Annotated in this window: 21 protein-coding genes, 1 other RNA gene and 1 pseudogene; 11 read left to right on the top strand and 12 right to left on the bottom strand. The window is 63.8% G+C overall.

The window, feature by feature from the left end; translation table 11 throughout:
- The first annotated feature begins 6 nt into the window (after positions 1–6).
- The 3 genes from BGO80_RS14310 to BGO80_RS14300 all read left to right on the top strand — a co-directional run bounded on the left by BGO80_RS14310 (position 7) and on the right by BGO80_RS14300 (position 2428).
- Entirely contained in the window at positions 7–858 is an 852-nt protein-coding gene (locus BGO80_RS14310) for an aminoglycoside phosphotransferase family protein (protein ID WP_286722006.1), read from the top strand.
- 21 nt (positions 859–879) lie between these two features.
- The gene (locus tag BGO80_RS14305; protein WP_126149559.1) at positions 880–1389 is read left to right on the top strand and encodes a CAP domain-containing protein; all 510 of its coding nucleotides are present in this window, start codon (positions 880–882) and stop codon (positions 1387–1389) included.
- 112 nt (positions 1390–1501) lie between these two features.
- Entirely contained in the window at positions 1502–2428 is a 927-nt protein-coding gene (locus tag BGO80_RS14300; protein ID WP_286722005.1) for a pirin family protein, read from the top strand.
- Positions 2429–2485: 57 nt separating this feature from the next.
- On the opposite strand, the gene sthA is transcribed toward BGO80_RS14300, so the two are convergent.
- Positions 2486–3958, bottom strand: coding sequence for a Si-specific NAD(P)(+) transhydrogenase (sthA, locus tag BGO80_RS14295; protein ID WP_286722004.1), 1473 nt, complete (start codon positions 3956–3958; stop codon positions 2486–2488).
- 69 nt (positions 3959–4027) lie between these two features.
- Entirely contained in the window at positions 4028–4894 is an 867-nt protein-coding gene (locus tag BGO80_RS14290) for an LOG family protein (protein ID WP_286722003.1), read from the bottom strand.
- A gap of 94 nt (positions 4895–4988) precedes the next feature.
- Between BGO80_RS14290 and BGO80_RS14285 the strand changes: the two genes are divergently transcribed.
- On the top strand, positions 4989–5591 hold the full coding sequence (locus BGO80_RS14285; RefSeq protein WP_286722001.1) for a pseudouridine synthase: 603 nt from the start codon (positions 4989–4991) through the stop codon (positions 5589–5591).
- A 73-nt stretch (positions 5592–5664) separates the two neighbouring features.
- Here BGO80_RS14285 and BGO80_RS14280 read toward each other — a convergent pair whose 3' ends face one another.
- The 3 genes from BGO80_RS14280 to BGO80_RS14270 form a co-directional block, all read right to left on the bottom strand.
- Positions 5665–6228 (bottom strand): fasciclin domain-containing protein, encoded by a 564-nt coding sequence (locus tag BGO80_RS14280; protein WP_286722000.1) that lies wholly within the window; start codon positions 6226–6228, stop codon positions 5665–5667.
- Positions 6229–6439: 211 nt separating this feature from the next.
- The gene (locus tag BGO80_RS14275; protein WP_286721999.1) at positions 6440–7156 is read right to left on the bottom strand and encodes an anti-sigma factor; all 717 of its coding nucleotides are present in this window, start codon (positions 7154–7156) and stop codon (positions 6440–6442) included.
- Positions 7153–7704 (bottom strand): sigma-70 family RNA polymerase sigma factor, encoded by a 552-nt coding sequence (locus tag BGO80_RS14270; RefSeq protein WP_286721998.1) that lies wholly within the window; start codon positions 7702–7704, stop codon positions 7153–7155. Before BGO80_RS14270 ends, BGO80_RS14275 begins: the two co-directional genes overlap by 4 nt.
- 144 nt (positions 7705–7848) lie before the next feature.
- Between BGO80_RS14270 and ffs the strand changes: the two genes are divergently transcribed.
- From ffs to recR, 4 genes and pseudogenes are all read left to right on the top strand, one after another.
- Positions 7849–7944, top strand: an RNA gene (gene ffs, locus BGO80_RS14265) — signal recognition particle sRNA small type.
- Between the two features lie 110 nt (positions 7945–8054).
- Positions 8055–9839 (top strand): annotated as a pseudogene (locus tag BGO80_RS14260) (DNA polymerase III subunit gamma/tau); the annotation flags it as partial.
- Complete coding sequence (locus tag BGO80_RS14255) at positions 9836–10159, top strand: YbaB/EbfC family nucleoid-associated protein (protein ID WP_286721997.1); 324 nt, start codon at positions 9836–9838, stop codon at positions 10157–10159. The pseudogene BGO80_RS14260 and the gene BGO80_RS14255, both read left to right, overlap by 4 nt.
- 105 nt (positions 10160–10264) lie before the next feature.
- The gene (gene recR / locus BGO80_RS14250) at positions 10265–10861 is read left to right on the top strand and encodes a recombination mediator RecR (RefSeq protein ID WP_286721996.1); all 597 of its coding nucleotides are present in this window, start codon (positions 10265–10267) and stop codon (positions 10859–10861) included.
- A gap of 14 nt (positions 10862–10875) precedes the next feature.
- On the opposite strand, the gene BGO80_RS14245 is transcribed toward recR, so the two are convergent.
- Together BGO80_RS14245 and BGO80_RS14240 are read right to left on the bottom strand one after the other, a co-directional pair.
- The gene (locus BGO80_RS14245; RefSeq protein ID WP_286721995.1) at positions 10876–11337 is read right to left on the bottom strand and encodes a hypothetical protein; all 462 of its coding nucleotides are present in this window, start codon (positions 11335–11337) and stop codon (positions 10876–10878) included.
- 89 nt (positions 11338–11426) lie between these two features.
- Positions 11427–12572, bottom strand: a complete 1146-nt coding sequence (locus BGO80_RS14240; protein ID WP_286721994.1) for a DNA recombination protein RmuC — start codon at positions 12570–12572, stop codon at positions 11427–11429.
- Between the two features lie 120 nt (positions 12573–12692).
- On the opposite strand from BGO80_RS14240, the gene def reads away from it, so the two are divergent.
- From def to truA, 3 genes are all read left to right on the top strand, one after another.
- On the top strand, positions 12693–13208 hold the full coding sequence (gene def, locus BGO80_RS14235) for a peptide deformylase (protein ID WP_286721993.1): 516 nt from the start codon (positions 12693–12695) through the stop codon (positions 13206–13208).
- A gap of 129 nt (positions 13209–13337) precedes the next feature.
- Positions 13338–14261 carry a methionyl-tRNA formyltransferase gene (gene fmt, locus BGO80_RS14230; RefSeq protein WP_286721992.1) on the top strand — a complete coding sequence of 308 codons (924 nt, stop codon included), beginning with the start codon at positions 13338–13340 and terminating at the stop codon, positions 14259–14261.
- Positions 14261–14998, top strand: a complete 738-nt coding sequence (gene truA / locus BGO80_RS14225; protein WP_286721991.1) for a tRNA pseudouridine(38-40) synthase TruA — start codon at positions 14261–14263, stop codon at positions 14996–14998. The genes fmt and truA overlap by 1 nt, the downstream gene beginning before the upstream one ends.
- Positions 14999–15316: 318 nt before the next feature.
- Here truA and BGO80_RS14220 read toward each other — a convergent pair whose 3' ends face one another.
- The 5 genes from BGO80_RS14220 to dapD all read right to left on the bottom strand — a co-directional run bounded on the left by BGO80_RS14220 (position 15317) and on the right by dapD (position 19025).
- A complete protein-coding gene (locus BGO80_RS14220) occupies positions 15317–15877 on the bottom strand; it encodes a hypothetical protein (RefSeq protein ID WP_286721990.1) in 561 nt (186 codons plus the stop codon).
- Between the two features lie 16 nt (positions 15878–15893).
- A complete protein-coding gene (locus BGO80_RS14215) occupies positions 15894–16439 on the bottom strand; it encodes a hypothetical protein (RefSeq protein ID WP_286721989.1) in 546 nt (181 codons plus the stop codon).
- Positions 16436–17602: a succinyl-diaminopimelate desuccinylase gene (gene dapE / locus BGO80_RS14210; protein ID WP_286721988.1), complete on the bottom strand. Its 1167-nt coding sequence runs from the start codon at positions 17600–17602 to the stop codon at positions 16436–16438. The genes BGO80_RS14215 and dapE overlap by 4 nt, the downstream gene beginning before the upstream one ends.
- A gap of 32 nt (positions 17603–17634) precedes the next feature.
- On the bottom strand, positions 17635–18093 hold the full coding sequence (locus tag BGO80_RS14205) for a DUF805 domain-containing protein (RefSeq protein WP_286721987.1): 459 nt from the start codon (positions 18091–18093) through the stop codon (positions 17635–17637).
- A gap of 89 nt (positions 18094–18182) precedes the next feature.
- Positions 18183–19025: a 2,3,4,5-tetrahydropyridine-2,6-dicarboxylate N-succinyltransferase gene (gene dapD, locus BGO80_RS14200; RefSeq protein ID WP_126149577.1), complete on the bottom strand. Its 843-nt coding sequence runs from the start codon at positions 19023–19025 to the stop codon at positions 18183–18185.
- Between the last annotated feature and the right edge of the window lie 222 nt (positions 19026–19247).

The raw sequence follows: 19247 nt of genomic DNA, 5'->3' as shown, positions 1-19247 counted from the left end.
GGCATCATGATGAATCAGTCCCCTGCCGAAACCGCGCTGAGCCGCGCCATGATCCGCTGGTCGCTTACCAAATCGACCCCGGTGGCCGAAACGCCGCGCAGCTGGATCTTTCGGGTCGAGCAGGGCAGCCGTAGTTCCGGGGCGCTGAAAATTCTCAAGCCATCGGCCTCGGCCGAAGAGGGGCGCGGGGCGCGTCTTTTGCAATGGTATGAGGGGGATGGCGCCGCCACCGTCTTCGACATTCATGGTGACACCATTTTCATGGAATGGATCGATGGCGGCACTTTGGGCGATCCTTCGCGCAATGGCCGCGACGACGAGGCCACCAATGCCTTTGCCACCGTGGTCGCCAATCTGCATCGTCCCCGGCCGGATCGCCCGGACGGGCTGATGCCGCTGCGCCAGCGCTTCGAGGCGTTGTTCGACACCGATGTGCGCGCCTGGCCGCACACGGCCCGCGATCTCTATGCCCGCGCCGCCGGCATCGCGCTCAAACTCTTCGACAAGCCGACCGCCGAACTGCCGCTGCATGGCGATCTGCATCACGACAATATCCTCTCCTCCGATCGCGGCTGGCTGGCCATCGATCCCAAGGGCCTGTTCGGCGATCCGCATTACGAACTGGCCAATGCCTTCCGTAATCCGCAGGGCTCGCCCAAGCTCTATGCCGATCCGCGCCGCATCAAGGCCATGGCCGATACCTTTTCGGCCCGGCTCGGCCTCAACCGCAAGCGCCTGATCGGTTTCGCCGCCGCCCATTCCGGCCTCTCGGCCTGCTGGGATCTGGCAGATGGCAATTCGATCATCGGCGATCTGGCGGTGCTTCCCAATCTGCTCAGTGCCTATGACCAGGCCTGATCCCGCTTTCGGACCGTTGTCATGACCCAGTTTTCGCGCCGCGCCGTCCTCGTTCTGGGCGCCGCCGCGCTGCTATCGGCCTGCTCGGCCACCATTCCGCCGCTGCCTGCCAGCACCTCCAATCGCCCCGAGGACCTGACGCGCGAGCAGATCGTTGCCGCCATCAATGCGGTGCGCAAGGCCAATGGCGCGCCGGCCTGGAGCTATAATCCGCGGCTCGAAACCGCGGCCCGCTCGCAGGCCCGGCTGATGGCCAGCAAGGACACATTGAGCCACGATCTCGGCGTCACCTTGCGCCAGCGCGTCACCGAAGCCGGCTATCTCGGCGCGGTCGGCGAAAACGTCGCCAAGGGCTACAAGACCCTGCCCGACGTGATCGAGGGCTGGCTCGCCTCGCAGGGCCATCGCAACACCCTGCTCTCGCCCAAATTCATCGAATTCGGCCTCGCCACCGCCCGCACCGGCTCGGGCAAACTCTACTGGGCCATGATCGCCGGCGGCAGCTTCGATGCCTGGCGGGTGCAGGGGTAGCGCCGCCGCTCATTGGTAATGGCAGCATCTGCGTAACCAACCAGGGCACATGGCTGTGCCGGGTCGACAAGGGTGTCGGGTTGGCGGCAGAATTGGGCTGAAGGAGAGGCCGATGACCTGGTTGCCCGATTATGATCCGATTGCCGGAGACCGGCAGAGCTGCGACGCGCTGGAACTGGTGGTGGTGCCGCGGACGCGCGATCTCGGTGGGGGCTTTCCGGTGCGGCGGGCGCTGCCGCATGGCAAGCGGCAAATGGTTGGCCCGTTTATCTTTTTCGATCATTTCGGGCCGGTGCAGTTCATGGCGGGCCAGGGCATGGACGTCAAGCCGCACCCTCATATCGGACTGGCGACGGTGAGCTATCTGTTCGATGGCAAGATCACCCATCGCGACAGCGAGGGCAATATCCAGGACATTCGCCCCGGCGCCATGAACCTGATGACGGCGGGACGCGGCATTGCCCATTCGGAACGCACGCCGGAGGTGGAGCGCGCGGACGGGCATAGTTTACTGGGGCTGCAGAGCTGGATCGCCCTACCCGCGGGGCAGGAGGAAATCGACCCTAGTTTCCAGCATTTTTCTGCCGACGCGCTGCCCTCGATCACCGATGGCGGGCTCACTGCGCGGGTGATCGCCGGAAAGGCCTTTGGCAAGGCGGCGCCGGTCAAGACGGTGTCGGACTGGTTCTATGTCGAGGTGCAGCTGGGCGCCGGCATGAGCGCGCCGCTCGACAATGACTATGAGGAGCGGGCGATCTATCTGGTCAGCGGTGCTGTGCAGATTGCCGGCGACGTGTTCGAGGGGCCGCGACTGCTGGTGTTCCGGCCGGGTGACGCCATCACGGTGACAGCGACCAGCCCGGCGCGGATGATGTTCCTGGGCGGCGCGGCGCTTGAAGGGCCGCGCTATATCTGGTGGAATTTCGTTTCGTCGAGCCAGGAGCGGATCGAACAGGCCAAGGAAGATTGGAAACAGGCGCGCTTCGGGCCGGTGCCGGACGAGACCGAGTTCATCCCGCTGCCGGAGAAGAGCTACTGAGCCGGGCGCTCACATAGGGTCTGAGGCTCGTGCCGGTGGCTCCTGGGCGTTACAAGTCTAACCCTTGGCCGGCTCCGGCGTGTCCGGGCTCGCGTCGGGCGTTGGCGTGGCCTTGTCCATCACCGGCGCGACCGGGGTAACGCGGGGCATGCGGTTCCAGGCGTCGAGGGCGGCGATCTTGTAGGCTTCGGCGAGCGTCGGATAGTTGAAGGTGTTTTCGACGAAATAGTCGAGCGTGGCGCCCAGATTGAGCACGGCCTGGCCGATATGGATGAGCTCGGTGGCGCCCTCCCCCACGATATGGACGCCGAGCAGCTTGCGGGTTTCCAGCGAGACGATCATCTTCATCATGCCCGACTGCAGGCCCATGATGTGGCCACGCGAGGTTTCGCGGAAGCGGGCGACGCCGCATTCATAAGGGATTTTCTGCTCGCGCACCTGCGTTTCGGTGAGGCCGATGGTGGAGATTTCGGGCACGGCATAGATGCCATAGGGGAAAAATGCCGGAGCCGGCGGCATTTTGGCGCCGAAGGCATGGAGGGCGGCGATGCGGCCCTGTTCCATGGAGGTGGAGGCCAGCGCCGGGAAACCAATGACGTCACCGGCGGCGTAAATATGGGGAATTTCGGTCTGGAAGGTATCCGGGTCGACCTTGAGACGGCCGCGCTCGACAGGGACCACGCCGCAGCATTCGAGCCCCAGATCGGCAGTGGCGCCAACGCGGCCCGCTGCATAGAGCAGCATGTCGGAGCGGATTTGCCGTCCATCGGTCAGATGGGCGATGGCCCAGCCCTGCGCATCCTTTTCCACATGATCGACCTTGCCGCCCAGGCGCAGGGTCACCCCGCGCTGGCGCAGATCATGGGTGAACTCCTCGATGATCTCGCGGTCGATGAAATCGAGGAAATTGTCGCGCGGCTCGATGATGGTCACCGGCACGTCGAGGGCGGAGAAGATGGTGGCATATTCGATGCCGATGACGCCGGCGCCCACCACGGTGAGACTGCGCGGCACGCGCAATTCGCTGACCAGGCTGTCGCTGTCGAGGATGGTATGATCGTCGAAGGCAATATTGGCCGGACGGTAGGGTGCGGTCCCAACGGCGATGATGGCGTTGTGGAAGCCGAAGAGATGTTCGTCGCCGAGATGATCGGTCACACAGATATGGTGATCGTCGCGGAAGCGGGCGATGCCGCCGAAAGTGCGCACGCCATTGCGGGCGAACTGATGTTCGAGCACCTCGATTTCGTAGTCGAGCGTCTTGCGCAGGCGGGCGCCGAGATCCTTACCCTCGATGTCCTTCTTGACGCGATAAGCAAGGCCATAAAAGCCGCGTTCGCGCCAGCCGGAGAGGTTGAGCACCGTCTCGCGCAGGGTTTTCGAGGGAATGGTGCCGGTATGGACTGAGACGCCGCCGAGCCGCAGGCGATTTTCCACCACCAGCACCGACTTGCCGAGCTTGGCGGCCTGAATGGCGGCCCGGCGCCCGGCAGGCCCCGAACCGATGACGACGAGATCGAAAGTTTCCAACGCATTGCCCCCGCAGTAATTGCGGCAATCTAGCTGGCTAGTGTGGCAATGCCGTTAAGGTCGCGCGTTTCAGCCGCCGAGCCAGGCCGGCTCTCCCACCTGGGGAAGATCATAGAACTGGCGGACGATGTCCCAGCCCTCTTCGGCCTTGTCAACGACACTGAAGAGATTGATGTCCTCGGGGGAAATGGTGCCGGCCTCGGCCAGGGCTTCGAGATTGAGCACCTTGGTCCAGAAATCGCGGCCGAAGAGCAGCAGGGGCACGCGCTCCATCCGGCCAGTCTGGATCAGGGTCAGCGTTTCGAAAAATTCGTCCATGGTGCCGAAACCGCCGGGGAAGACGGCGACGGCCTTGGCCCGCAGCAGGAAATGAATCTTGCGGGTGGCGAAATAGTGGAAATTGAAGCTGAGATCGGGCGTGACGTAAAGGTTGGGCGCCTGCTCGTGCGGCAGGACGATATTGAGCGCGATAGAGGGCGCGCCCATATCGGCAGCGCCGCGATTGCCCGCTTCCATGACGCCGGGACCGCCGCCGGTCACCACGACATATTCCTTGTAGTCGGTGGTTGCGGAGGTCTGGGAGGCCAATTGGGCGAAGCGACGGGCTTCCTCGTAATAGCGCGAGGCGGCCTCGAGATTGTGCTTCTGCGTTTCGTTCCGCGCGGCCCAGGCCGGCTTGCCAGGCTCGGGAATGCGGGCACCGCCGAACAGCACCACCGTCGAGGTAATGCCGTGTTCGCGCAGGCGGAATTCGGTCTTGAGATATTCGAGCTGGAAGCGAATGCCGCGCGTGTCCTCGGAGGTCATGAACTCGTCATCGGCGAAGGCCAGCCGATAGGCAGCACTGCGCGTCTGGGGCGTGTCAGGGACCTTTTTGGAGACGACCACGTCCTCGCCGGATGTGCGCAAAGAGGTGGGGTGGCGGCGTTTGGCCAAGGCGAACTCCTCGATTTTCCGGCGCAGCGCCTGGAATTGTTCTCATGGGCATAGCCAGCGTTGCCGCTTCGGGCAAGGGTTGGAGGGAAGTTGGGTGTCACGAAAGCGCCAGCAGCCGCTTGACGAACGCCCCGCCATGCCGGATGCCAGGGGCATGTCGCGCCTTATCCTCTTCAACAAGCCGTTCAATGTCCTCACCCAGTTTACCGGCGAAGGCCGGACACTGGCGGAGTTCATCACCGTGCCGGGGGTCTATGCCGCCGGCCGGCTGGACAAGGACAGCGAAGGGCTGCTGCTGCTGACCGATGACGGCAGGTTGCAGGCGCGGATTGCCGACCCGAAATTCAAGCTGGAAAAGACTTATCTGGTGCAGGTGGAAGGGGTGCCGACACCCGAGGCGCTGGAGCGTCTGCGCCGGGGCGTAGAACTCAATGATGGGCCGACGCGGCCGGCCAAGGCGGAAATGATCGAGCCACCCGAACTCTGGCCGCGCGATCCGCCGGTGCGGTTTCGCAAGAGCGTGCCGGACAGCTGGCTGTCGCTCACCATCAGCGAGGGACGCAATAGGCAGGTGCGGCGGATGACGGCGGCAGTGGGTTTCCCGACACTGCGGCTGGTGCGCTGGCGCATCGGGGAGTGGACGCTGGACGGACTGGGGCCCGGAGACTGGCGCGAGACCGGGCCCAAGCGGCGCTGAACATTGGATACGGGTCGGGAGGACTTGCGGAAACCCGCAAGCCCTCCCACCCTGAACCGCACGATGCCGAGGATTACATCTTCGGGGTCAGGACGGCGTCGATGACGTGGATCACGCCGTTGGACTGAATCACGTCGGCGATGGTGACATTGGCAACGGTGCCGTTCTCGTCGGTCACGGTGACCTTGCCGTCAGTGGCCTTGAGGGTCAGCTTGCAGCCACCCACGGTGTCAACGACGTGCTCGCCGCCATCAGCTTCGACCATCGAGACGATGTCGGTGGAGAGCGCCTTGGCAGGGATGACGTGGCAGGTCAGGACCTTGACCAGCGCATCCTTGTTTTCCGGCTTCAGCAGGTTTTCGACGGTACCGGCCGGCAGGGCTTCGAAGGCGGCATTGACGGGAGCCAATACGGTGAACGGGCCAGGACCCTGGAGGGTTTCGACCAGGCCGGCAGCCTGGACGGCGGCAACGAGCGTGGTGTGGTCAGCCGAGTTCACGGCATTTTCGACGATGTTCTTGTCTGCATACATCGGCGCGCCACCGACTTCAGGATTGTCCTGGGCGAAGGCAGTGCCCGAGAGAGCCGAGACGGAGAGCATGCCGGCAACGAAAAGCGTACGCAAAGAGAGAGTCATCTGTTTGTTCCTTCCTCGATTTGCCCCATGTTTCAGCGGGGTCACGGGAAGTTACGAGGGCCAGGAAAAACAAGTTTCAGCCGATTTCACTTTTTTCGCATTTTCGTCGATTATTTTTTCGGCGTCACACTCGTGAAAAATCAAAAGCAACCGACTTCCATCAGAAAGCCGATTGCTTGAAAAATTCATGGAATGACTTCGAACGGCATCGTCAGATATTTGTGACGACGCCCTGGGCAACTATGGGACCGTGAGGATTGCCATCTGGCGAGCCACCGGCCTGTTCGAGCGTAATGGCCAGAACCGAACCTTCGCCCCAACCCGCACTGACGGCGGGAGAGAGGGGAACGCTGGTCTTGGCGCCGGCAGGAATAACGCCCATGGAGATGGGATTGTTCCCACCCTGAATGGCCCAAAGTTCAAAATCGCTGCCGGGCTGGGCCGCGCCGGACAAACCGGCCAGACGCACATTGCCCTCGCCGTCATAGACGGCGATGAACTGCACATCGCTGCCTTCGGACTGAAGCGCAGCCACCAATTGCTGGGTCAGAGCGGTCGAGTCGCTGGCAGGGCGCATGAGGCCGAAACCAACCACGGCGACAGCCACGGCCAAAGCGCCAGCGGCGAGGCCGCGCCAGAGAAAGAGGGAATCGAACCAGCGTGTCGCGGTTGCACTCGCCTTGCCGAAGAGGCGCGCTTCCACCGCGCGCAGGACATGAGCGGGCGCCGCCACCTCTTCGAATTCATGATCGAGGCCAGAAAAGCGGGCCTGCCAGAAGTCGCGTTCGGCGCGCAGGCGCGGGTCGGCTTCGATGGCGCGACCGACGCGGGCATGCGTTTCGGCATCGAGCAGGCCGAGCACATATTCGGCCACCTGAGTCAGGCGAGCCTCGCCCGCATCGCTATTGTTGTCGTCACCGATACTCATGCTGCCAGACAGTCTTTCAGCTTGATGAGGCTGCGCCGCAGCCATGTACGCATGGTATTCAACGGCACGGCATGACGGGAAGCCAATTCTTCATAGGAATAGCCATCGAGATAGGCGCCGCGCACGGCATCGGCGCGATCGCTTTCGAGGGTGCCGAGACAGTGTTCGATGCGCGCGCGATCCTGGCTGTCCGCCGTCATGCGTTCGGGCGAAGGCGCAGGGTCGGCGATATCGAGAACGGTGTCGATATCGGCCGCGGCGGGGCGGCGGGTGCGCAAAATGTCGAGGGCATGATTGCGGGCGACGGCCACCAGCCAGCTTATGGGGCTGGCCTGGCCGGCAACGAACCGATCGGCCCGATACCAGATCTTTACATACACTTCCTGGATCGCTTCCTCTGCTTCGGCCCGGTCTTTCAAGATACGCAGGAGGACGCCGAACAGTTTCGCGCTGGTGCGATCGTAGAGATCACGAAAAGCGGCCTGGTCGCGCAAGACGCAGCGGGCGAGCAGATCGGAGATTTCGTCTCGGGAGGCTTGGGCGGACATGGAGGGTTCCAATTGAGACCGGCGCACCCATAACGACACAAGTGGCCAAGTGGATCACTTCAAGGTGACGTGTTTTTATCGTGTGGGCGAAGCGAGGGCCACTCCCTCTTGCATCCTTGGCCAAGAATCCGCATATAGCCCCTCGGGAGGTTGGCGCGGACGTGTTCCTCGCCAACCGGGTCAGGTCCGGAAGGAAGCAGCCCCAACGAGATCCTCACGGGTCGATGCCAGCCTCCTACTCAATCTGTTCACAACTGGGCATGAGCGCCCCGCAAAACCCCGATAGGCTTTTGCGGTAGGACGCGGCTTGCCCTATGGTCCGGACATGAACGAAGGCAGAATCCCAATGCAGCGCGGCACGGAGGAGCGGCATGGCTGACCAGCAGACCTCGCCCTATCTGGTGCTGGCGCGCAAATATCGCCCGCGCGACTTTTCCACCCTGGTGGGACAGGACGCCATGGTGCAGACGCTGGGCAATGCCTTTGCGCAGAACCGCATCCACCATGCCTTTATCCTGACCGGCGTGCGCGGCGTCGGCAAGACCACCACGGCCCGCATCCTGGCGCGCGCCTTCAACTATGAGGACGCGAGCGGCCGCCATCCCACGCTCGATCTCGAAGTGGAGGGCAATCATTGCCGCGCCATCATCGAGGGGCGGCATGTGGACGTGGTGGAAATGGACGCCGCCAGCAATACCGGCATTGGCGACATTCGCGAGATCATCGACTCGGTGAAATACGGGCCAGTTTCGGCGCCCTACAAGGTCTATGTGATCGACGAGGTGCATATGCTCTCGACGGCGGCCTTCAACGGGCTGCTGAAGACGCTGGAAGAGCCGCCGCCCTATGTGAAATTCATCTTCGCAACCACGGAAATCCGCAAGGTTCCGATCACCATCCTGTCGCGTTGCCAGCGCTTCGACCTGCGCCGCATCCCCGCCGAGATCATGTCGAGCTATCTCGAACAGATCCTCGGGCAGGAAGGCATTGGCTTCGAGGCTGACGCGCTCGCCATGATCGTGCGGGCGGGCGAAGGCTCGGCGCGCGACAGTCTGAGCCTGCTCGACCAGGCCATTGCCCATGGCAATGGCGCGGTGACGGCGGCCACGGTCAAGGCCATGCTGGGGCTAGGGGACCGCGCGCGGATCATTGACCTGTTCGAAGATGTGATGGGCGGGCAGATCGGGGAGGCGCTGACAGCGCTGCGCGAGCTCTACGATCTGGGCGCGGACCCGCAGACGCTGCTGGGCGATCTGGCCGAATTCACTCATCTGGTCACCCGCATCAAGGTGGTGCCGGCGGCAGCAGATGATGCTGCGCTGACCCCGGATGAGCGAACGCGTGGCCGCGATCTCGCCGGAAGGCTGCCGATGCGGGCGCTGACGCGGGCCTGGCAGATCCTCTTCAAGGGCAATGAAGAAACCAGCCGCGCCGGCAATGCGCTGCAGGCAGCGGAAATGACGCTCATTCGCCTGGCCTATGCCGCCGATCTGCCCAGCCCCGACGAGGTGATTGCCAAGCTGACGCAACAGGGACAGGTGGCTGTTTCGAGCCAGAGCGCACCGGCCCTACCGCCGCGCGGACCTTCGGGCTCTTCGGGCGGCGCGTCGGCCATGCGGGTCGAGGCGATGCAGCACAGCCCGGCCCCGATGGAAGTGGCGGTGAGTACGCCCAATCCGGTGACGCGTCCACAGGCGGTGGCGCAGCCGGCGCTTGCCACGTTGACCAGCTACAAGGATCTGATCGCCCTGGCGCAGGCCAAGCGCGACGTGCTGGTGAAACTGGCGCTGGAAGGGCAGATGCGCCCCATTTCCTTTGAGCAGGGTCGCATCGAGGTGGCGCTGGCCGATGGTGCCGACCCCGGCATGATCGCGACGCTCTCGGCCCGGCTGCAGGCCTGGACCGGCGAACGCTGGCTGGTAATGGTGTCGACCAAGGCCCCCGAGGGTCTGACCATCCGCCAGGAAAACGAGCAGAAGAAGCAGGCGGCGACACAGGCGGCACATGACGATCCGCTGGTCAAAGCCATCATGGATACCTTTCCCGGCGCCAAGCTGGTCAATGTGACGGTGCGCGACGAGGCCGCCGTTGCCGAGGCCCTGCCGGCGCCCCCGATCGAAGAGGACGACGAATGAAAGACATCATGGGCATGATGAAAGCCGCTAGCGAAATGAAGGGCAAGATGGAGGCCATGCAGGCCGAGCTTGCTGAGCTGGTGGTGGAAGGACGTTCAGGCGGTGGCATGGTAACGGTGGCGCTGTCCGGCAAGGGCGATGTGCGCGGGATCAAGATCGACCCCAGCTTGCTCAAGCCCGAAGATGCCGAGATGGTGGAAGACCTGATCGTCGCCGCCTTTACCGACGCCAAGAGCAAGAGCGAAGCCGAGATGCAGCGGCGGATGCAGGACGTGACAGCCGGCCTGCCGATCCCGCCGGGCATGAAGTTTCCGTTCTAGGCCTTAGAGCAAAGCAAAGTCGAGCGGCCTAAGTGCCGCTCACCTCTCATCCGGCGCTGCGCGCCACCTTCTCCCACAAGGGAGAGGGCGATCCGGTGAACTGAAATGGCATCCGGCGGACCGGAAATCGAACAGTTGATCCAGCTGATGGCCCGATTGCCGGGCCTGGGCCCGCGCTCGGCGCGGCGGGCGGTCTTGCATCTGATCAAGAAGAAGGACCAGCTCATGCTGCCGCTATCGGCGGCGCTGGACCGGGCGGTGCTTGCCGTGCGCACCTGCGAGGTCTGCGGCAATATCGACACCATGAGCCCCTGCTCGATCTGCTCGGACCCCAGGCGCGGCGAGAGCGGCATGCTGATCGTGGTCGAGGATGTGGCCGATCTCTGGGCGCTGGAGCGAGCGGGCGTCGGCCAGGTGCGCTATCATGTACTGGGCGGCGTGCTGTCGCCACTCGATGGGGTCGGGCCAGACGATCTCAACCTCGATGCGCTGATCGCGCGGGCGGCTGACTATGCCGAGATCGTCCTGGCGATGAATGCCACGGTGGAGGGCCAGACCACGGCACATTACATCACCGACCGGCTGGACGGCAGCGGCGTCAAGGTGAGCCGCCTGGCCCATGGGGTGCCGGTGGGCGGGGAGCTCGACTATCTGGACGAGGGCACGCTGAGCCAAGCGCTCAAGGCCCGCACGCAGATTTAGGCGGCCTTCGCCTATTACAGGCCGAGCGTTTCGTTGAGCTCGTCGTCCTCGAGCTCGGCGTCGAAGTTCTCGTCGCTGTCCTCGTCTTCCTCGCCGGTCAGGGCCTGGCGGGCTTCGACATCGTCGGGCGACAGCGCGTCGAGATGGTCGTTAGGATCGATGGCAATGGCGGCATCGAGTGCGCCGTTTTCATCGGCATAGTTGCTATCGGCCTGCAACTCCTCGAGCGCGCGGTCGATTTCCTCGATGATGGCCTTGGGGTCCTGGTCGCCGAAATCGCCGCTTTCGCGCGCCACCAGTTCCTCGCGCATGTCACGCAGGCGCTGCATGCGCTCTTCTACCGGCCGGTCGGCGCCATAGAGCAGATCCTCGATCTCGTCCTGACTATAGGGGAAGGACAGGACCGGCTGATCGCCGGCGTCGAGTACGGCATCGACGGGGATAAGGGCATCGGAATTGTCGCGGGGCTGAGCCATCTTGGCCTCCATGGGTTGGGTTGCTGGCTCAACGCGGGGGCAGAGGGTCGGTTCGGTGGCGGCGGGAATGTGATCGGAAAAGCGCCTGATCAGTCCTCGGTCAGGCGCGGCTGGTCTTCGAAATCCATGGCGTCGATGCGGTCGCCGCGGCGGGCGATCTTGCCCGACGAAATGACGATGTCGCCAATGTCCTTTTGCGCCTGAGTGAAATGGGTCTGGAGACGATTGACCCGCTCGTCGAGGCGGGTGATGTCGGCCAAGAGCTCACGCACTTCCTTCTGGATGAGATGGGCCTGCTCGCGCATGCGCACGTCGCGCAACAGCGCCTGGATGACCTGGATCGAGAGCATGAGCAGGGCGGGCGACACGATCACCACCCGGGCGCGCGCGGCGCGCTGCACCACGTCCTCGAAATGCTCATGCAGATCGGCGAAGATCGATTCGGACGGCACGAACATGAAGGCCGTGTCCTGCGTCTCGCCGGGGATCAGGTATTTTTCCGAAATGGCCTTGATGTGGACGCCGAGATCAGCGCGGAAGCCGGATTGGGCCTGACGCAATTCCTCGGGGGAGGAAGCCGTGCTCAGGCGCTGCCAGCTTTCGAGCGGGAATTTGGCGTCGATGACCAGCGACGGCGCACCATTGGGCATGACCACGACGCAATCGGGACGCGAGCCATTGGAGAGCGTCGACTGGAAGGCATAGGCATTGGGGGCAAGGCCATCGGCGATGATGGCTTCCATCCGCCCCTGCCCGAAGGCGCCACGCGTCTGCTTGTTGGAGAGGATCGATTGCAGCGAGACGATTTCGGACGACAGCGCCGAAATCGTGGACTGGGCGCGGTCGATGACGGCGAGGCGTTCATGCAGCTTGCTCAGGCCCTCGTCGGTGCGGGTCCTAGTCTCCTGCAGGGCCTGTCCGACGCGTTGGGAGGTTGAATCCAGCCGTTCATTGACCAGCCTGGCGAGGTCGGAGGTGCGGGAGCCGAAAATCTCGGACATGGTCTGCATGCGGCCCGTCATTTCCGACTGCACCTGCATCAGGCCGGCCAGATGGCGCTCAAGCTCGGCCGAGCGCGTTTGCTGCGCGAGCGCCTCGGCGGCGCGTTCGCGGCCTGAGCGCAGGGCCGAGAGCAGCAGCACCAGCAAGAGCACCACCACAAGGCCGACAGCGGCCGCCATGGCGCTGACAAGGCTGATGGGCGTATCGCCGAGGGTGAAGAGAGTGCTGTCCATGCTCTCTATCTAGATCGATTCGGGCGTTCACAGAATGTTCTATCGCGGTGCCATATGGTTGACCGGACCGGCGGAAATCGCCATATCGGGGGCAATCCCATTTTTGCCGGACTCCCTGCCATGGCCATCCGCCCAATTTTGATCATTCCCGATGCGCGTCTGCGCGCCGTTGCCGATCCGATCGTCGAGGTCGACGACGAGATCAAGACGCTGGCCAAGGATATGCTCGACACCATGTATGACGCGCCGGGCATTGGCCTGGCCGCGCCGCAGATCGGCGTGCTCAAGCGTATCGTGGTGATGGACCTGGCCGGCGAGGGCGAACCCCCTGCCCCGCTGGTGATGATCAACCCGGAAATCACCCATTTTGGTGAGCAGATGCAGGTGACCGAAGAGGGGTGCCTGTCGATTCCCGAGCTCTATTACGAGGTCGAGCGGCCCAATGAAGTGTCGGTGACCTATACCGATCTCGAGGGCAAGGAAGTCACCAAGGACGCCGAGGGCAAGCTGGCGGTGTGCATTCAGCACGAGCTCGATCACCTCGATGGCGTGCTCTATATCGACTATTTGAGCCGGCTGAAGCGTGATCGCGTGATCAAGAAATTCGACAAGCAGGCCAAGCTGGCGGCGCGGTAATCGAACACTGTCGCGTTGAATACCGTCATCACCGGGCTTGACCCGGTGATCCAGGCAACCGCCGATGGATTGCCCGATCAAGCCGGGCAATGACGATAAAACAAGCATCCAGATCGAAGGGCTCCGGGCATGCGCGTCGTTTTCATGGGTACGCCCGAATTTTCCGTACCGACGCTGACCGAGATCGTCTCGGCGGGGCATGAAGTGGTGGCGGTCTATACGCGGGCACCAAAGCCGGCGGGGCGCGGACAGGCCGAGCGCCGGAGCCCGGTGCATGAAGCGGCCGAGGCGTTCGGCATTCCGGTTTTCACGCCACGATCGCTCAAGGGCGAGGCCGAGCAGGCGCAGTTTGCGGCCCTCGATGCCGAGGTTGCGGTGGTGGTGGCCTATGGGCTGATCCTTCCCAAACCGGTGCTGGACGCGCCAGAATATGGTTGTCTTAACCTCCATGGTTCGCTCCTGCCGCGCTGGCGCGGGGCGGCGCCGATCCAGCGCGCTATCATGGCGGGCGACAAGCAGACCGGCATCGTGGTCATGCAGATGGATGAAGGGCTCGACACCGGCGCCATGGGGCCGACCGAGATCATCGCCATCGGGCCGGAGATGACGGCGGGCGAATTGCACGACCAGATGATGCGCGTCGGGGCCGACCTGATGGGCCGTGCGCTGGCGGCGCTGGAGCGCGGCAGCCTCGATTTCACCCCGCAGCCGCCAAGCGGCGAGACCTATGCGACCAAGATCGAGAAGGCCGAGGCCCGGCTCGATTTTTCCCAAAGCGCCGATGAGGTGCATAACCGCATTCGCGGGCTCTCGCCGTTTCCGGGGGCCTGGTTCGAGCTGGAACTGGGCGGCAAGCCGGTGCGCATCAAGGCGCTGCGCTCGAGCCTTGTCGAGGGTAGCGGCGCGCCGGGCGCGCTGATCGGGGATGGACTGACCATTGCCTGCGGCACGGGCGCGGTGCGGCTGATCCAGGTGCAGCGCGAAGGCAAGGGCGCTATGGACGCTGGCACTTTCCTCCGCGGCGCCGGACCGCTGCCGGCCACAGTCAGCTGATGGCACGCTACAAGCTCATCATCGAATATGACGGAACCCCGTTCTGCGGCTGGCAGCGGCAGGCGGACCGGATGAGCGTGCAGCAGGCGCTGGAAGAGGCCGTTGCAAGATTTTCCGGCGAGGTGGTGGTGACGCAGGCGGCCGGGCGCACCGATGCCGGCGTGCATGCCCTGGGCCAGGTGGCGCATTTCGACCTCGGCAAAGAGTGGGACCCGTTCCGCATTCGCGAGGCGCTCAACTATCATCTGCGGCCCCATCCGGTGGTTGTGATCGACTGCGCGGCGGTTGGCCAAGAGTTCGAGGCGCGGTTTTCGGCCAAGGCGCGGCATTATGAATATCGCATTCTCAACCGCCGGGCTCCGGCAGCGATCGAGCGCAACCAGGTCTGGCACGTTGCCAAGCCGCTCGATGTGGACCGCATGCATATTGCTGCGCAGCTGATCCTGGGGCAGCACGATTTCTCCACCTTCCGCTCGGCAGAGTGCCAGGCCAATTCGCCGGTCCGCACGCTCGACGCCTTCGATGTGACCGGAGATGGCGAGGTGATTTCGGTCACCGCCAGCGCCCGCTCGTTCCTGCACCATCAGGTGCGCTCGATGGTCGGATCGCTCAAGCTGGTGGGCGAGGGGAAATGGAGCCCCGCCGATTTCCGCGCCGCGCTCGACGCCGCCGACCGCACCCGCTGCGGCCCGATGGCGCCGGCAAGCGGGCTCTATCTGACCGGCGTGGATTACTGATCCAACGGCCAGACCTAACTACGTCATTTCAAACTGAAATGAACTCTCAACCCTTTCGCCTCCCCCCCCCGTGAGGGGAGGGAATGAGGGAGGGGTGCATCGGTGGGCTACTGAACCACCCCCCACCCCGGCCCTCCCCCTCAAGGGGGGAGGGAGTTCGGGCCGTGTCTTTGGCAAAATCTCACCCCAAACGCGATGCGCCCCCCCTTGACGGGCGAGCTTGGGAGGGGGTGTGCAGCACGCTCAAACGCATATGCGACAGCCCTGCCTCAAGCAGGGATGCGAAGGAGCACCGAGTGCACCTCAGTTCGAAGTGAACTAGACGGTCGGCACCGGCAGGAAGATGGCGACGATCCCCAGGGCCAGGAAGACGCCGACGGCCTGGGACACGAAGAGCAGGCCGATCTGGATGGCTGAGAGGGTGACGATGAAGCGGCCGATATTGACGAAGGTCAGAATGGCCACGATCACCACGGCGAGCAGCACGATGAGGCCGAGTTCGCCGAAGAACAGCGAGATCAGCAGCAGCACGCCCGAGACCAGGGTCACCCAATTGGTGGCGACGAGATAGGGCACGAAGCCGTCCTGACGGCCCATTTGCCGCAGCACGATCCAGGCCATGCCGGCCTGGGCGGCGAAGAGGATGGCGTTGACGATGATCGACTGGGTGGGCGCCCCGGCGCGCACCGGAATGCCCAGCAACATGGGGCCAAAGCCGGCCAGCAGCATGGCGATCAGCACGGCGACGAAACTGCCCACCAGACCACGCTGGGAGAAATCGAACCAGGCCGACGCATTGCGCTTGCCGGTGATCAGGGCCCAGCAGCCTCGCACGGCATTGGTGGCTTCGTCGAAAAATGTCTGGGAAGGCTGGGCCAAGGGCTTTGGTCTCGTCTTAGGCGGCGGGAGCGGCGGTGGGTCCGGTTAGCATGTAGAGCGTCAGGGGCATGCCGACAAGGAGGACCAGGGTAAGAAGTGCGAAGCCCACCGAAACGCCGAGCGACCAGCCTGCGGCCATGCGCCCAAGGCGATAGAGCAGCACGGCCATGATGGCCCAGAGCAGCAGCAGGACCGCGCCACCGAACAGCGACAATATGGTGCCCAGGATAATGTAGAGCACCAGCAGATAGACGCCGGGGACCAGAGCATCGAGCAGCTTCGCTTCGGTCGGCACCATCATGCGCGTGGCATAGAGGCCGATGACCAGGGCAGCAATGCCCAGGGCCTGCACCAGCATGACGGCGATGAAGCCCGAAAGGGTAGGGATGCCGACGCTGGTGGAGGCGACGACCACCGAAAGGAAGGCGAAGACCAGGAACAGCACCAGCGCCGTGACAAGCCCGGGCATGGTGATGACGAAATGGCGACGCCAATCGGCCTCGCCCCGCACGATCTCGACCCAGCCGGCAAAGGCGGCGCTGAGCAGCGCCCAGATTTTCATCGCCCTGCCCCGGAGAAATAGAGCTGCATGAAGCGGTGATAGATTTCGGTGAGCCCGGTGAGATCGGCGACGGCGATGTGCTCGTCGGCCTTGTGCATAGAGGGACCCACCAGGCCGCATTCCACCACCGGCCCATATTGGGCGATGAACCGCGCATCGGAAGTGCCACCGCCGGTGGAATATTCGGGCGGGCGCCCATTGCGCTCGGCAATAACGGCCGAAAGCGTTTCTATATCGGCGCTAAGCGGCGACAGAAAGGCGCGCGAGGGGATGCCGGACACTTCGAAAGCGATGGTGGTGCCATTGGCGGGCACAGTGGCGATGCGGGAGCGGACCCAATCGGCCAGCGTGTCCGGGGTCCAGCTGTCATTGTAGCGGATGTTGAAGCGCAGCGTGCCGCTCATCGGGATGACGTTGGAGGTGGGATTGCCGACATCGATGGTGGTGACCTCGAGATTGGAGGCCGGAAAATGGTCGGTGCCGGTGTCGAGCCGCTCGCTGGACAGCGCGGTGACGATGGCGGCCAGCACGGGCAGCGGATTGTTGGCCTTGTCGGGATAGGCGACATGGCCTTGCGTGCCAGTGACGGTGACCTTGCCGGAGAACGAGCCACGGCGGCCGATCTTGATGCTGTCACCCAGGGTCTGGGCCGAACTGGGTTCGCCGACAATGGCGAAATCGAAGGCGTGGCCGTTCTCGGCCATCCAGGCCACCAGCTTCTCGGTGCCGTTGATGGCGTCGGCTTCCTCGTCATTGGTGATGGCGAGCTGGATGGTGCCGGCTTCGGGCGGTGTGGCGGCGCAGGCGGCGACGAAGGCGGCAATCCCTGACTTCATGTCGGCGGCGCCGCGGCCATAGAGCTTGCCATCGGCATGGCGGGGCACGAAGGGGTCGGCGGTCCAGTTGGCGACATCGCCGGGGGGGACCACATCGGTATGGCCGGCAAAGAGCAGGCGGCGGCCGCCCTGCCCGCGCGTGGCAAAGAGATTATCGACGGGATAGGAGCCATCGCCCTCAAAACGCAGGCGCGTGACGGCAAAGCCGAGTTCGGTGAGTTCGTGGGCGAGCAAATCCTGCACGCCCGCTGCTTCGGGGGTGACCGAGCGGCAGGCGATGAGGCGTTCGAGCAGGCGGACGGCATAGTCGGTCGAAAGATCAGTCACGAATGGCTTGCCGTCCTTGTCGGCTGGAAAAATCAGGCCAGCGGATCGGGCCCGTAGCTGTTGTCGCCGGTGGTGCCCTTGAGGAAGCCCAGCTGCACCAGCATGTAGATGCCGAAAATGGCGAAGGCCAGTTGCAGCAACGACATCCAGAGATCGGGCATCATGCCGACGAAGCCGTTGCCCAGATCAACCGGACTATAACCGATTCCCAAGCTCTGCAGGATGGTGAAGACGGCTGAGCCGGCGAGGAGAATGAGATAGTCCTGACCGGGATTATCGCGGTCGTGCCGACGCTTGAGGCCGAGATTATAGGCCGGGTAGATCATCAGCAGATAAACGATAAGAGGCATCCACGAACTCACCCCAAGCCCGACCAGGGCCAGGACAAGATTGATGACCAGACTGGCCGCGATCAGCATCAGCGTGCCGAACCACCAGGTACGGCGCGAAATGCGGCCGGAACTGGCGAGAAACATCGACTTGATATCCATGGTTATCCCCTCCCAAAAACCAAATGTGCCGGGACCCATCCGGCCCCGGCACAATATTGCAGTCCTCTCGCGGGCGAAAGCGCGTTCGATCAGTCGCGCAGCAGCTCGTTGATGCCGGTCTTGGAGCGCGTCTGGGCGTCGACGGTCTTGACGATGACTGCGCAGTAAAGGCTCGGGCCCGGCGTGCCATCGGGGAGCGGCTTGCCCGGGAGGCTGCCGGAAACGACGACGGAATAGGGCGGCACCCTGCCGATATGGACTTCGCCGGTATGGCGGTTGACCACCTTGGTGGAGGCACCGATGAAGACGCCCATGGAGACAACCGAGCCCTCGCCGACCACGACGCCCTCGACGATTTCGGAGCGGGCGCCGATGAAGCAATTGTCCTCGATGATGGTGGGGCCGGCCTGCAGCGGCTCGAGCACGCCGCCAATGCCGACACCGCCCGAGAGGTGCACATTCTTGCCGATCTGGGCGCAGGAGCCGACGGTCACCCAGGTGTCGACCATGGTGCTTTCATCGACATAGGCGCCCAGATTGACGAAGCTGGGCATGAGAATGGCGTTCTTGCCGATGAAGGCGGACTTGCGCACGATGGCGCCGGGCACGGCGCGGAAGCCGGCTTCGCGCCAGTGGTTCTCGCTCCAGCCTTCGAACTTGGTCGGCACCTTGTCCCACCAGGTCGACCCCTGCGGTCCTCCGGTCATGGGCACGTTGTCGTTGAGACGGAAGGAGAGCAGCACGGCGCGCTTCAGCCACTGGTTGACCTGCCACTGTCCATCGACCTTCTCGGCGACACGGGCCTTGCCACTGTCGAGCAGGTCGAGCGCGGTGTTGACGGCATCGCGAATTTCACCAGTCGTGCCGAAATTGACGTCGGCGCGGTTTTCGAAGGCGGTGTCGATGATCTGGGCAAGCTGGGCGTGCGACATGGCGGCATCCTGAATGTAACTGGCGCGGACCATAGCGGGGGCCGCCAGCGTGTCAACGCCATTGCCGGGCGCGGCATAGGGCAATCGACAGCAATGGCGGGGATGCTGAGCATAGGGGACGGGCAGAAACGGCGCGCGCGACTGAAGTCGAAGCCCGCCGATTGTCATCATCGCGACATCGAGAGGGAGGCGAATTGACGCGATGCCAAAAATTTCAAAAAA

Origin of the sequence: Devosia sp. 63-57, from assembly GCF_001899045.1 — a bacterium.
In the GTDB taxonomy this organism is placed as follows: Bacteria; Pseudomonadota; Alphaproteobacteria; order Rhizobiales; family Devosiaceae; genus Devosia; species Devosia equisanguinis.
Note: the sequence above shows the minus strand (reverse complement) of the source record. Positions and strands in the feature narration are given on the sequence as shown.